Annotated in this window: 14 protein-coding genes; 4 read left to right on the forward strand and 10 right to left on the reverse strand. The window is 42.7% G+C overall.

What is annotated here, in order from left to right; genetic code table 11:
* The first annotated feature begins 429 nt into the window (after window positions 1-429).
* Both CEX98_RS10405 and CEX98_RS10410 read left to right on the forward strand, forming a co-directional pair.
* Window positions 430-1,425: a tRNA-dihydrouridine synthase gene (locus CEX98_RS10405; RefSeq protein ID WP_099642006.1), complete on the forward strand. Its 996-nt coding sequence runs from the start codon at window positions 430-432 to the stop codon at window positions 1,423-1,425.
* A 28-nt stretch (window positions 1,426-1,453) separates the two neighbouring features.
* Window positions 1,454-1,828 (forward strand): TraR/DksA family transcriptional regulator, encoded by a 375-nt coding sequence (locus tag CEX98_RS10410; protein WP_099642007.1) that lies wholly within the window; start codon window positions 1,454-1,456, stop codon window positions 1,826-1,828.
* Here the strand turns inward: CEX98_RS10410 and CEX98_RS10415 are convergent.
* From CEX98_RS10415 to CEX98_RS10460, 10 genes are all read right to left on the reverse strand, one after another.
* Window positions 1,791-2,795 carry a hypothetical protein gene (locus CEX98_RS10415; protein WP_242441681.1) on the reverse strand — a complete coding sequence of 335 codons (1,005 nt, stop codon included), beginning with the start codon at window positions 2,793-2,795 and terminating at the stop codon, window positions 1,791-1,793. The two genes, CEX98_RS10410 and CEX98_RS10415, sit on opposite strands and share 38 nt — an antisense overlap.
* A gap of 51 nt (window positions 2,796-2,846) precedes the next feature.
* Complete coding sequence (locus CEX98_RS10420) at window positions 2,847-4,106, reverse strand: tetratricopeptide repeat protein (RefSeq protein ID WP_099642008.1); 1,260 nt, start codon at window positions 4,104-4,106, stop codon at window positions 2,847-2,849.
* An 11-nt stretch (window positions 4,107-4,117) separates the two neighbouring features.
* Window positions 4,118-4,735, reverse strand: coding sequence for an energy transducer TonB (locus CEX98_RS10425; RefSeq protein ID WP_099642009.1), 618 nt, complete (start codon window positions 4,733-4,735; stop codon window positions 4,118-4,120).
* Entirely contained in the window at window positions 4,735-5,139 is a 405-nt protein-coding gene (locus CEX98_RS10430; RefSeq protein ID WP_099642010.1) for an ExbD/TolR family protein, read from the reverse strand. Before CEX98_RS10430 ends, CEX98_RS10425 begins: the two co-directional genes overlap by 1 nt.
* 14 nt (window positions 5,140-5,153) lie before the next feature.
* On the reverse strand, window positions 5,154-5,678 hold the full coding sequence (locus CEX98_RS10435) for a MotA/TolQ/ExbB proton channel family protein (RefSeq protein WP_099642011.1): 525 nt from the start codon (window positions 5,676-5,678) through the stop codon (window positions 5,154-5,156).
* The gene (locus CEX98_RS10440; RefSeq protein WP_099642044.1) at window positions 5,678-7,039 is read right to left on the reverse strand and encodes a MotA/TolQ/ExbB proton channel family protein; all 1,362 of its coding nucleotides are present in this window, start codon (window positions 7,037-7,039) and stop codon (window positions 5,678-5,680) included. Before CEX98_RS10440 ends, CEX98_RS10435 begins: the two co-directional genes overlap by 1 nt.
* Window positions 7,040-7,045: 6 nt before the next feature.
* Entirely contained in the window at window positions 7,046-7,816 is a 771-nt protein-coding gene (locus CEX98_RS10445) for a DUF3450 domain-containing protein (protein ID WP_099642012.1), read from the reverse strand.
* A 404-nt stretch (window positions 7,817-8,220) separates the two neighbouring features.
* On the reverse strand, window positions 8,221-8,865 hold the full coding sequence (locus CEX98_RS10450) for a CatA-like O-acetyltransferase (RefSeq protein WP_099642013.1): 645 nt from the start codon (window positions 8,863-8,865) through the stop codon (window positions 8,221-8,223).
* 48 nt (window positions 8,866-8,913) lie between these two features.
* Complete coding sequence (locus CEX98_RS10455) at window positions 8,914-9,954, reverse strand: Leu/Phe/Val dehydrogenase (RefSeq protein ID WP_099642014.1); 1,041 nt, start codon at window positions 9,952-9,954, stop codon at window positions 8,914-8,916.
* Window positions 9,955-10,326: 372 nt separating this feature from the next.
* A complete protein-coding gene (locus tag CEX98_RS10460) occupies window positions 10,327-11,853 on the reverse strand; it encodes a fumarate hydratase (RefSeq protein ID WP_099642015.1) in 1,527 nt (508 codons plus the stop codon).
* A gap of 329 nt (window positions 11,854-12,182) precedes the next feature.
* Between CEX98_RS10460 and pabB the strand changes: the two genes are divergently transcribed.
* A complete protein-coding gene (gene pabB, locus CEX98_RS10470) occupies window positions 12,183-13,532 on the forward strand; it encodes an aminodeoxychorismate synthase component I (RefSeq protein ID WP_099642017.1) in 1,350 nt (449 codons plus the stop codon).
* Window positions 13,522-14,082 (forward strand): CoA pyrophosphatase, encoded by a 561-nt coding sequence (locus tag CEX98_RS10475; RefSeq protein WP_099642018.1) that lies wholly within the window; start codon window positions 13,522-13,524, stop codon window positions 14,080-14,082. Before pabB ends, CEX98_RS10475 begins: the two co-directional genes overlap by 11 nt.
* The last annotated feature ends 120 nt before the right edge of the window (window positions 14,083-14,202 follow it).

Here is a 14,202-nt window from a genome sequence, read left to right on the forward strand (position 1 = left end):
TCCGACATCTAACTGGTAGCCTGATGCCATTGTTTCAAAGCTAAATGGATTTGCATTTGCATCGGTAGCGGTTAGACCCGCAGTACCAGCAACAACGGCACTCAAAGTAAGCGCAATGGAATTCTTTTTAACGGTATTCATCTGTTTGCTCTCTCAGAAATAGTTGATTCAATTAATAGACCCAGCTGGCTAAAATTTTATTTCACCCCTCTTCAAAAAATTCGACACTGTTTATAAAAGCTGGACGTATAGACTTTATAGTTCATCAATTCACTTTTTTCTAACCTAAGTACGCCGAACTGTACAGCTCATCCACACTACTTAAAATGAACAGTTCAAGAGCGTTAAGTTAAGATGACTTACACATTATGATTCGCTAAAATGGCGCACTTTTTTACTGCGATTTTTTGTTCTGTTTAAGGTAACCACATGAAGCTTGTTCTAGCACCGATGGAAGGTGTCGTTGATTTTAAAATGCGAGAATTACTCACAGACCTTGGTGGCTTTGACCTTTGCGTTACAGAGTTCATTCGTGTTGTTGACTTAACTTTCCCGCGCAGAGTATTTACTCGCTACTGTCCTGAGCTTTTAAACGGTGGATTTACCAGAGCCGGGACACCCGTGAGGATCCAGTTGCTCGGCCAAGTTCCCCATGCACTCGCTGCGAATGCAAGAAAAGCAGTAAAACTCGGCTCCCATGGAGTAGACCTTAACTTTGGTTGCCCCGCTAAAACAGTGAACAAAAGCCGAGGTGGTGCAGTTCTATTGAAAGAGCCAGAACAAATATACCAAATAATTAAAGCTGTGAGAGAAGCGGTTCCCGCTGAGCACGAGGTCAGCGCGAAAATTCGTCTGGGGTTTGATGATGATGCGAATAGCACGGAAATTGTAGATGCTGTAGAGCAAGCTGGAGCGTCAAGCCTCGCCATTCACGCAAGAACAAAACGAGATGGGTATAAGCCCCCTGCTTACTGGGAAAAAATTCCTCCATTGCTTTCAAGACTCAGTATTCCCGTGGTTGCCAATGGTGAAATTTGGCAAGTGAAAGATGCCATGCGATGCCAAGAACAAAGTCAGTGCCAAGATCTAATGCTTGGTCGTGGTGCACTGGCGACTCCAGACCTTGCAGCAAAAATCAAAGCCCATGTCACTGACACACCTTATACGCCACTTAACTGGGAAAATGTGGTCCATCATATTTTGCACTCTTCCATGCACCAAGATGAAAACATGAGTGAAAAGTACTTTTCCGCCAGAACCAAACAATGGCTCAGCTACCTGAAGCGTCAATATGCTGGGGCCCACGTCCTATTCGATGAAATTAAAACGCTTAAAAGTAAAGGTGACGTCATCAAGGTGTTGGAGAAGTACGCAATATCCCCTGACCTTGATTCAAATCATAACAGCAAAATTTTACTGAAATGATAATGGGGCGTCGGATAGGAGAGCGCCCATGAATGAAAATACACATAACTATGAGCAAAGCTTACAAACTGAGCTCGCTGCATTAAGAAACGACTTTTTAGGAGAGCTTAAATCTTCTCCCAATGAGTTCACTCATAACCTCGCTAATACTCTAGAGCTTAATCCACCTAATAAGTGGCTAGACATTGTGATGGAAAAGATCAATCCGGAGCAATTTCCGCTATACGATAGGTTGATGAAAGTAGAAGCTGCACTTTGCCAAATGGAAATAGGTCAGTTTGGGTATTGCTGTGATTGCGAACAAACCATAGAACCGGAGTTGCTAGAGCAAGACCCTGCAACCCAGCGCTGCCTTAGCTGCAAAACTAAGGCTGTGAAAAGTGCGGATATGCAGCAAAAATAGTTGCTGGAAAATAGACAATATTGGCAATCAATTGTTGTGCTTGTTGTTCATTCAGCGCTAGTCTTGAGTTGAGCGCAACAAATGCTTGCTTTTGTGACCACCCCTGATAATGAAGTCCCACATCCACTTCCATCAGCGTTAAGATTAGCGCTTTATGTTGCTCAACCGCATCTTTACATTTTGTAACAGATGTAGGTACATTAATGAAACCATCACGCCAGTTTAGCCCAGCGACTTTTGGGCAGCTGGCTGGCAACAAGGCCAAAATATAAGGTTGTTTAGTGTCTGCCGAGATTGTTACTTCACTCAAGGCTTGGGTTTCAGCCCGCAGCTTGCTGAGACTGGCCAACACTTTGGTTGGTGAAGCTTGTATAGACCCATAAAAGTTCAATTTAGATTGATACCATTCTTTACCGTTTGGTAGTTGATGTAACCCTAACATAGATCTGGGTTTGTACTCGTTTAAGTAGCGCTGTAAAGCCTGACCAGCAGGGAAATCGCCACTCACTGATCCCAGCTGCTCTAGCAGTGCTTTATGCTCAAATCGGTTCAAACGGATATTGCTTTCGTCCGCTTCAATTAGCTTAGTCTGCACAAATCCCAACCATTGGTTAAGTGCCTCGTCACTCACGGCTCCCCTGACGTTCTCAATAACAGAAATATACGCAGGCCATGGCAAATAGCGCTCAGGATAGCGCTCTTGAATACGTAAATAGTCCAGCTCTTTATGCGCCATTACATTTGTCGTGTCTAGACTTGTGGCCAGTATGGCATGTCTAAGCTGCAAGTACCCTTCAGTGAAAGGAAGTGTATTGATATCGTCGCTATGCGTATTAATAAAAGCACTGTTTAACGAACGCAGTGCAACACGAAGCTCTTTGTCAGTCTTAGGATTAGTTTGTTCGCTACAACCGGTTAAAGAGAAAAAAATGGTGAGGGCTAGGAGGACAAGTAAATACTTTTTCATCGTTTCACTTCAAATTTTAAAATCAAAAAAGCCCCTTTCGGGGCTTTTTAATTAGAGGCTTACGCCTCTGCGCTGTGCTTTATCTTTAATAAGGTTTGCCCAGCTTTTAGCATATTTTCGAGTGCGAGGATCGTCCTGCGCTTTCAAAATAGCTGTATAAGCTTGCTTAAACTTATCTTGATAATAGTAGCTTTCTGCTAAGTCTACGTAAACATCACCCTTTTTCTTGGTTCCAAGTTCAAGGGCCTTGTTCAGTCTAACTACCGCTTCGCTAAAACGTTGTCTTTGTCTTAACAAACTACCAACTTTAGCGTATAGCTCTGCATCATCATCAAACTTTGCAGCTTCTTCATAGTATTTAGCTGCTTCGTCAAGATGCTTTGCTTGGTGGAAATAGCTAGCTACTGCATTGACGTTTGCTTTAGTACGCTCGACTTTGCCATCTTTGATCGCTTTTTCGTACGTAATAGCAGCATTCCAAGGTATCTCAACAAGAGAATATAAACTACCTAAAATCTTGTAGTGATTCTCTTTTTCAAAATAACCTTTGTCATATGCAACTTTCATTATCGTCAAACCTTTGCTGTATTCTTCGGTTTGAAGATAAAAACTACCTAAGCGAGTCCAAGACTGAGGATCTTCAGGGAAGATTTTTACCATTACTTCACCCACTTCAACAGCCTTCTTAAACTGTTTCAGGTCAAAGTAAGCACCAATCTTCATCAAGTAGTATTGCTTGTTAGGCTCTTCAGATGCTGCAATTGCTTTATCAGCTGGCTCAATTACATTAGCGTACTGCTTAAGCTCGTAATAACCCTGTGCGATACGGCCGTATACGGCAGGGTCATTCTCACCAGTAAAGTCCATCCACGCTTTGTAAGCTTTGATCCCTTCCGCGTACTTTTCAGTACCTAAAAGGAGATCGCCTAACAACTTCATCAAGTCACCTTGGTCTTTGAAGTTTAGCGCATCAGGTGCAATCGCTTGGCGAGTATACTTAATCGCTTCAGCATAGTTCTCTTTCTGAGCATAGAGCTGGCCTAGGTAACGGTTAACCGTTGCTTTATCGAACTCATCAGAAGGGTCTAGCTCGCGAAGCATCGCTATCGCTTCGTCTACTTTCTCTTCGTTATAAAGATCGAACGCTTTGGCAACTTTCTTACCTACTCGCTCACCCATAATCTTCGTTTTTGCTGCTTTGCGCTTTTCTATTTCTTCATAGTTCGGCGCAGCCGCAGCTGAAGTTGAGTACATGCCGCCAGTCAAAGCAATTAGAAGAGCAAGAGCTGTAAATTTAGGTAAACTTTTCATATCCTGCCCCCTTAATTACCTTGGTTCAACGTAAAGTCTAGCTGAACAGTGATGCCCGGCTGTTTCTGAGGTTTACCATCAACAACCTTAGGACGATACTTCCACTTACGAAGTGCACGCTTAGCTTCACGGTCGAAGATTCGTCTAGGTTCCGCTTCAATAACTTCGATGTCTTCAACACCGCCTAGTTCATTGATAGTGAAAGATAGACGTACCCAACCCTCTTTGCCGTCACGAGCAGCTTGTGGTGGATACTTAGGTTCGATTCGAACGATAGGTGTTGCATCACCATCACGACCGAACTCACCTGGTCCAGATAAACCACCTGCTGTACCACCTAGGTCAATGCTAGGCATGTTAAAGCCGATATTACCAGCAGTTGGATCAGCCGTGTCTGGCTGAGGTGGCTGCGGCTTTGGCGGCTGCTTTGGCGGTGGCGGCGGCGGAGGCGGGACACGCTTCCGCTGCTGCACCTTAGATTCAGGTGGATTCGACATAATCTCGACTACGATTTGTTCTTTTTGAACATCCGCCCTATCTGCTCCTCCGGAGATCAGATATGACATAAAAAAGAACAAGCCGAGAGTTACTGCCCCACCTGCTAGAAGTGAAAACAGAAGTCGAATCATTACTGATCTCCAGCTATTGAAATCTTCAGGTTGTCGCCAGTCGCTTTGATTTGGTCCATAACCTTCACAACTACACCGTGTTTCGCACCTTTGTCGGCTTGAATAATTACCACGTCAGTAGGCTGCTCAGCCATTAGACTTTCAAGGTTTGCACTTACACGCTCAACATCTACCTGACGCTTATCCATCCAAATCTCACCGTTTTCACGGATTGCGATGAAGATGTTCGCATTCTTAGTCTTTTGTGCTTGTGCCGCTTTTGGCTTGTTAACCTCAATACCAGCTTCTTTAACAAAAGAAGTGGTAACGATGAAGAAGATAAGCATGATGAATACGATGTCTAGCATCGGTGTCATATCTACTGCTGCATCTTCCTCTTCACGAAAACGTTGTTTACGTGCCATAGTTCAATCTCTCTCTAGTGATGAGGCAAGCTATCAACTAGCTTCTCTTTAGCCATTTTCGCACGTGCTTCTAGACGCGTGCTAAAGAAAACACCTGATAGTGCCGCAACCATTCCAGCCATTGTTGGTATCGTAGCCATTGAAATGCCTGAAGCCATTAATCGTGCGTTACCCGTACCTTGAGTAGCCATCGTTTCAAATACTGTGATCATACCTGTCACTGTACCTAAAAGACCGATTAGTGGACACATCGCAACCAATGTTTTGATAATCAACATACGCTCATCTAATTTTTCAGACGCTTCAGAAATCCATGCATCGCGGATTCTGTGTGCGTACCAAGACGTAGTATCTTGGCGGGCGTCCCACCTAGCGACGATTTCCTTTTGTAACTTAGGAAACTCACCTAGTAGGAACCAATAGCGCTCAATCATTAAAACCCACATTAGAAAGAGTGCTATTGCGACCACGTATAATACATCGCCGCCTGTAGCAACAAAATCCCTGATAGATTCCCATACCTCCATCAGGACTAACATTAGGCTTTCTCCTTCTCCGCGTGAGCAGCAACAATACCTGCGCTTTGCTCATCTAGGATATGTAGAACCGCTTTACTACGACCAGCAACAACAGCGTGAAGTAGAATTAGAGGTAGTGCTGCAATTAGACCTAGTGCTGTAGTTACTAGCGCTAGAGAGATGTTACCAGCCATGATCTTCGGATCACCAGTACCGTAAAGTGTGATTGATTCGAACGTCATGATCATACCAACAACTGTACCTAGTAGACCTAGTAGTGGCGCGATTGCCGCTAGGATCTTGATGATGTTTACACCCATCTCAATACGTGGCGTTTCACGTAGGATAGCTTCATCAAGTTTAAGCTCTAGGTTCTCAACGTCTTGATCTTTGTTATCGTGGTAAACTTTCAAGATACGACCAAGTGGGTTGTTTGTGTTAGGGTTGTTAGCATTTTTGATTTGTGCTTTCATTTTGCCGCTAACAATGAACAGGTCAAGCATACGGATAACGGCAATTAGTGCACCTAGAATTAGTAGTGCAGTAATGATGTAACCTACCGTATCACCTTGGTGCCAACGTTCTTCAATTGTTGCACGCTGTGTATTAAGTTGTAGTAGTGAACCACGAGTTGGGTCAACTGCAAACTTAACGTATTGGTTAGCAGATGCACCGATTAGACGATCAACACCAGCCAGCTCACCGCTTGGTTGCTTACCAAGTGGAACGATTTGCTTGTTCTCTGCATCATAAATAACGTAGCCGTCTTTAGTTACAAGGTTGAAATTACCAACACGAGTTACTTCTTTAACGTTAACGTCACCATTTAACTCTGCAACTTCAGCTTCGAACTTAGAAACTTTTGCTGACTCAGTCATTTCAGTTTGGAAAGCAATCCAAAGGTCTTCTAGTTCACGAGTAGTTGGAAGCTCTTTTGCTTCTGCTAGTGAACGAAGCACTTCAGCGCGTCCTGGTTTTTCAGCACTTACTAGTGAAGCTTCGATTGAACCGATAGCATCAGCCGCTGAACGACGAACAACACCGAACATCTCACCTAGTGTGCCTTTCGCGTTTTCAAGCTCAACTTCTTTCTCAGCAAGAGTAACTTCGTTTTGCTTGAATTGCTCATTTAAACGCTCGCCACGAGCTTTTTCAGCAGCAAGATCACGCTTTGCTTTGTTCAGTAATGCTTGTTTGTCAGCACGGTCGTTTAAAAACTCTTGCTCACGTTGCTTGTTGATTTTTCCTTCAGAGATACGGTTTTGTTTAACCTGCTCTAGGATTTTGTCTAAGGCTTCAGTATTTGCGTGTGCATTTAGCGCGGCACCAGCAGAAACTGTTAACGCTGCAGCAACTGCAAAACCTTTAAATAGTTTCTTCATCATTTATTACTCCGCGCCAAAGATAGGTAGGTTTACAAGTTCAGGAGCCGCTTGCTTACGTGCAATACGGATCATGCTCTTAACTGGCTTAAGATATTCTTCACCCAGTTGATCCCACTGCTTAGAGTCGTTGTTCCAAACCCAAGCGTGTTTTTGGTCGAACGACTGAGCAACGTATGCAATACGGCCAAGACGTGCGAAGTCAACATTGATATTTTTGCCATTTTGTTCAAGAGAACCTTGGCTTGCAACCATAGTTGTACTGTAGTCAGTTTCAATTGTGTAAGCTTCAAGCACTTGACGGAACTTCTCAGAAGTAGTCACAGATGCGTTAGTCATGATGCTACGAAGTTTCTCCACACGAGCAAGACGCGTTTCTTGATTAAACGGAACGTCCGCTTTGATGAATTGCTCAAGCGTATCGATCATGCGATACATCAAAGGCACAACGTCCTGTTTTGTCTTATCAATAGTACCAATTTGACGCTCAAGAGACTCGATACCAGCATTCTGGTCTGCTACTAGACGTGCAACGTGATCGTTGTACACTTTTAGCAGTTCTGTTTCGTCGATAAGCGCGCGGTATTCCGCGATCATTTCTAGAGACTGACCATACAGATTGTCAATCTTATCTTGAGACTTTTTAGCAGCCGTTTGAGTTTGTTGACCTACTTTTTGTATGTCATTCAAAGGATCTGCAATCACATTGCTGCTTGCAAAAGCTGTCGCGCCTAAAAGCGCCGTAGCTACAAGGCTCTTTCTGATTTTAACAGACATAGTTCCCAACCAATTAAGTAATGTTACTTTTATAATTTTCGCGCTCTTAGCATCACTAAGAGCAACCCTGACATCATTTGACAGATATCAACCGTCCAATAATGCTAAATGCAACACGATGTGTCAACTTCACCGTGAAAACATTTTTTGTCAATAAATAAGTAATAATTATATACAAAACAAAAAATTAACATCAAAAACACAGCAAAAGATACACAACTCCCGTAAAACCAACCTTTTGCATACGCCATTTACAATATGTCACATCAAATTTATTCCAATAACCTGAATAGATATTCTATATAAAAATGATGAATACATACAAAAAACAGGAAGATAGATAGATTTTAGTGTTGCACTTTACGCAAATTATTCCATCTTCCGCCGATTAACGCAAAATTTGTTTATTTATCCCAAATCTCTTGATCTATTTTTTCTTGTAAAACTCGAACGAATTCAGCGACGTGTAGACCGTCCATTAATGCATGATGGACTTCGATACAAAACGGCATAGTTCCGTCTGCTTTATTGTATTTTCCGAAAACAAATTTAGGGATCCCAAAATCATCCTTGCTATGCCGAGCATGGCCAAAACTTGAAAATGATAACCAAGGAAGAATAGAAACATGGACACAATTTGGCAATGTGCTTTCCGATAAAAACTGTTCGCTTATCAGCGGCCCATTTAATTGCTCAGCTTTTCCGTGAAGGTTAACGCTGATAAAACGGCTAAACTCCTTCTCAGGGGCTAGTCTAACAAACCTAAAAGTATCGTCCTCACGTAAAAACACACTACTGATTTCTACTTCTTTATACTCGACGACCTCATTGGACTCGAGACGATAGCGAATTGGGGCATAACTGTTTAACGCAAGCTGCAAGGCGTAGAGGCAACTTAAAGAGAAAGGAACGGCACTGCGCTTGCTCATTTCATAAACGCGCTCCATTTGCAGGCTTACCGTCACGGTAAAATAAGGTTGTTCAAAGTCTTTAAAAAAGGAATAGTGTTCTTGGCGCGGCCAATTATCTAAGGAAATTTTCTTTTTCATACAAAAAAGGGGCCACCGCCCCTCTCTAGTTATTAAACGGCTTGTCTATTATAGACCGTTTTCAATAATCTCTTGCGCTAATTTGTCAGCAATAATATGCGTAGAAGTTTGTTCTTCTTCAGAGCGCTTGAAGATTTCGCTAAGTGTATCGTAAATACCCTCAACGTGTTTAGTTGCTGCGGCTTCGTCATAACCTTCAGGTTTAGTCTCGTAATATACGTTGATAATACCACCAGCGTTGATCACGTAATCCGGTGCGTACAACACGCCTTTTTCACGAATAATTTCGCCATGACGAGATTCAGCAAGTTGGTTGTTCGCGCAACCAGCAATGATGGTTGCTTTTAGGCGTGGAATAGTATCGTCATTGATTGTTGCACCTAACGCACATGGTGCATATACATCAACGTCTAAGTCATAGATCTCATCAATGCCTACCGCTGTCGCATTAAAGTCATTCACAACGCGTTGAACCGACTCTTCGTTAATATCGGTGACAAATAGTTCTGCGCCAGCTTCATGAAGGTATTTACACAGCGTGTATGCTACTGCACCTAGACCTTGCACAGCCACTTTAATACCGGCTAAATCTTCATGACCATGTTTATGTTGGTATGCTGCTTTGATCCCTAAGAAAGTACCTAGTGCCGTGAATGGAGATGGATTACCACTTTTACCTTCAAGGCCCATCACGTAATTGGTTTCTTTGTGCATTACCATCACATCACCTGTGGTGATATTCACATCTTCAGCAGAATAATAGCTACCACCTAGACGGTCTAAATGCTTACCAAAAGCTCTAAATAGCGCTTCTGATTTAATTGTTTTTGCGTCACCGATGATGACTGATTTACCACCGCCAAAAGGTAGACGTGCAACAGCATTTTTATATGTCATCCCTTTGGATAAACGTAACACGTCGTACACGGCATCTTCGTCAGACGCATAGTTCCATAGACGACAGCCACCTACCGCAGGGCCCAATTTGGTGTTGTGAACGGCAATAATCGCTTTCAAGCCAGACGCTTCATCTGAACAAAAGACGACTTGTTCATGGTTATCAAATTCAACTTGGTTAAATACAGCCACTTTCTTTTTCTCCAAAAATTATCTATCCCACTCGGGCATGCACCTTGATATGACGTTGGTGAAGTATCACAGCAAGGGCAACTAGCGCTGAAATTGGCTAGACTCTATCACTAACTCTATTACCATGCCACAAATTGAGATGATATAAACCCAATTCCACACAAATACAAATATATAATTCAAAGTTAAAGACGAAAAAGAAAAAATGATTCAATAATTAACAAGTAAAGTCTAATTCAATCTAAGTTATTTAGGTTTTCTGAAGTTACTGTTTACGTAAACGGAAGGTAAAATACAAATGTAAAGAATTCCATACGAGAAGAGGAGGCACTCGCCTCCTCTTTTCATAACTAAGTATCTCTACAAGAGCGATTAACTCAGTTTGCTATCTAATTCTTCAATTTTAGCTTTCCAAATAGCAGGACCTTGGGTATGTGCATTTTCACCCTTGCTATCAACAGCAACGGTTACTGGCATGTCTTCTACTTCAAATTCGTAGATAGCTTCCATACCTAGGTCTTCAAATGCGACTACGCGGGACTTTTTAATAGCTTTTGCAACTAAGTATGCAGCGCCGCCCACAGCCATTAGATATACCGATTTATTTTGCTTGATTGATTCTACTGTTGCAGGACCGCGCTCAGCTTTACCGATCATGCCGATTAAGCCCGTCTTCTCTAGCATTAAGTCAGTAAACTTATCCATACGTGTTGATGTGGTAGGACCAGCCGGACCGACAACTTCATCACCTACAGCGTCTACTGGGCCAACGTAATAGATAAACTTGTTGGTAAAATCAACCCCTTCTGGCAAGCCTTCACCCGAATTAATCATTTCTTGTAAGCGCTTATGCGCGGCATCACGGCCGGTTAATATTTTTCCTGACAGAAGTACTGTTTCACCCATTTTCCATTCTTGGATGTCATCTTTAGTCAACGTGTCTAGATCCACACGGCGCGTGTCTTCGCCCACTTCCCAAGTAACCTCTGGCCAGTCTTCAAGTTTTGGTGCTGTTAGATCAGCAGGGCCTGAGCCATCAAGGGTAAAATGTACATGACGAGTGGCTGCACAGTTAGGGATCATAACAACCGGTTTAGAAGCTGCATGAGTTGGCGCCGTTTTGATTTTGACATCAACAACCGTTGTTAAACCACCAAGGCCTTGTGCGCCAATACCTAGTTTATTTGCGCGTTCAAAAATTTCTAAGCGTAGCTTTTCTTCAGCTGTTTGGGCACCACGCTCCATTAATTCATGAATGTCGACCGGATCCATTAATGACTCTTTCGCAAGTACCGCAGCTTTTTCCGCAGTACCACCGATACCTATACCTAGCATACCAGGAGGACACCAGCCAGCTCCCATTGTTGGTAGAGTTTTTTCTACCCACTCAGCGACGTCATCAGATGGGTTTAACATCACCATCTTAGTTTTGTTCTCTGAACCACCACCCTTTGCGGCAATCATCACTTCAACTTCCGCACCTGGAACCATATCAATATGTACTACTGAAGGCGTGTTGTCTTTAGTATTTTTACGACTGCCAGCAGGATCAGCAACAATGGATGCTCGAAGTGGATTATCTGGGTTAGTGTAAGCACGGCGAGTGCCTTCATCTACCATCTGTTGAACGGTTAAGTCAGTTTTATCCCACTTCACGTCCATACCTACTTTAACAAAACAAGTAACGATCCCCGTATCTTGACACAAAGGACGTTTGCCTTCTGCTGACATACGAGAGTTGATAAGGATTTGTGCAATCGCATCTTTTGCAGCCTTACTTTGTTCTTTTTCGTAGGCTTTTTCTAACGCTTGGACAAAATCAAGTGGATGATAAAATGAGATATATTGAAGCGCATCTTCAATGCTATCAATAAAGTCTTGCTGACGGATTGTACTCATGACGGTTCCTCAAATTTCGACGGTATGATTCGATATTGAAATTTTACGCTGACAATGGGTGTTATACCATTTTGTTTTAATACTTGCTCAAGTTGAGAGAGCAAATCAGACGCCAACTGCATTAAGAGTTTTTTAATATGGAACAACTCAATAGCAAAATTTTTGTCTGGTTATCGACAAGGTTATCTTGCCTCAAAATAGCTCACTTCATTAAGCAAATTGGTATTATTCTGCGCCAGAAAGTCAATTTCAATACCTTAAACTATGGAATAGCAGGCAACTATGATAACCTCCCCGCCCGTTTGGGGCTAGCTTTGCAGGTCAAGTAAATGATAAATGAGCGAATAAACTGTATAAAATTAGACATTCAGTACAATGCAATTGAATTATTTGAATACTTTGCCAACGAAATACAGGCAATACTACTAGACTCTTGTGATTCAGCGCATGTAAATAGTCGCTACAGTCTTATCGCTATCCACCCTACTCATACACTTGAGGCCAAAGGCGGCAAAGTCTATTTGGATAATCAACCTGTAGAGCAGTCAATTTTCACGGTAATGAAAACTCAGCTTGCAAAAATGAGTGCCGCTCAAGCACCTAACGAATTGCCCTTTAGTGGCGGCTGGCTGGGCTATTTTGGCTATGACTTGGGTCGTTATATAGAAACAATGCCAAGTATCGCAGCACAAGACATTACACTTCCCGATGCCCATGTTGGTTTGTACCCTGATGCCCTAATCTATGATAAGAAGGTCGATACTTGGTTTTATGTATCGCAACCAAAGGTAGATAGGTGCGCAGATTATCTAAACCTGATAAAGCAAGCGCCAAAATTCGAAACCTTTGCGCTTACCTCCAAGTGGCAATCAAATATGTCTCAGCCGCAGTATGAAGAGAAATTTAACCAAATCCAATCATATTTGCTCAGTGGAGATTGCTACCAAATTAACTTGGCACAACGATTTAGTGCCACTTATACCGGGTCACCATGGCAAGCGTATAAAAAGTTGAGAAATAACAATAGCGCGCCATTCTCGGCATTTTGTCACCTAGGGGAAAGTGCAGTCGTCTCGGTATCTCCAGAACGTTTTATTCAAGTAAAAGATGGCATTGTTGAAACCAAGCCGATTAAAGGCACATTGCCTAGACTCATCGATGCAAAGGCGGATCTTGAGCAAGCCGAAACACTGCGCAACAGCAGTAAAGACAGAGCTGAGAATGTGATGATTGTCGATTTGCTGCGTAATGATTTAGGAAAAGTTGCAAAATCAGGTTCGGTCACTGTCCCTTCTTTATTTGATATTGAAAGTTTTCCGGCCGTCCACCACCTAGTGAGTACAGTCACATCTCAGTTAGCTGAAGGACACTGTGCAGTTGACCAACTTGAAGCGGCATTTCCAGGAGGCTCTATTACCGGTGCACCAAAAATCCGTGCAATGGAAATCATAGAAGAACTAGAGCCCCATAGGCGCAGCGTATATTGCGGCTCAATTGGCTACCTCAGTGCATGTGGCAACATGGACACCTCAATAACTATCAGAACCCTAGTATGTCATGAAAATAAGATACATTGCTGGGCTGGCGGTGGTATAGTAAAAGACTCTCAGGTACAACTAGAGTTTGAAGAGACTTATCACAAAGTAAATAAGATCTTACCTATATTGAATGAAGACTGATCAGGTTATCTCAAAATTTCTGTTGGCGCCCGTTACCGCGCCAACAACACAAAGACTGACTAGATTAAAACAAAGTGCAGTCTTGCTCCCTATTGTTAATATTCAAAATCATGCACATCTTTTGTTTTGCAAACGCAGTAGTGTGTTGCCCAGTCACCCAAGTCAAATCTGTTTTCCTGGGGGCAAGGTAGAACAACAAGATACCAGTATTATTAACACTGCGCTGAGAGAGACCGAAGAAGAAATCGGCTTATCGGTCGCCATGTCCGAAGTACTTGGCACTTTACCTTGTTTCCAAACGCTTTCTGGCTATCAAATCACCCCTGTGGTGGCTTCTGTACAAGCAAATGCCAAATGGGAGGAACAAAGCGATGAGGTGCAGCACACATTTATCATACCGCTACGACAACTCAATGATAGAGAAAACTGGCAAACATTCCACTTTACTCACCAAGGAAAGCCAATTTCTCTTGAAGGTTTTATGACGCCTCACGGGCTACTCTGGGGCGCTACCGCTAAAATCGTCAAACAGTTTACCGAACTGTTATGAGGCCTAACTGGTAAGACCTTTAGTTATTTTTCCATCTAGCTCGCATCATCTTTAGTTTTCTAGCTTACTTGCAGTAAATACACCCCGCTGTTTTGCCGATTATGGGTTACTTCCCTGAGC

The sequence above is a fragment of the Pseudoalteromonas piscicida genome (genome assembly GCF_002744175.1).
Classification (GTDB): Bacteria; Pseudomonadota; Gammaproteobacteria; order Enterobacterales; family Alteromonadaceae; genus Pseudoalteromonas; species Pseudoalteromonas piscicida_B.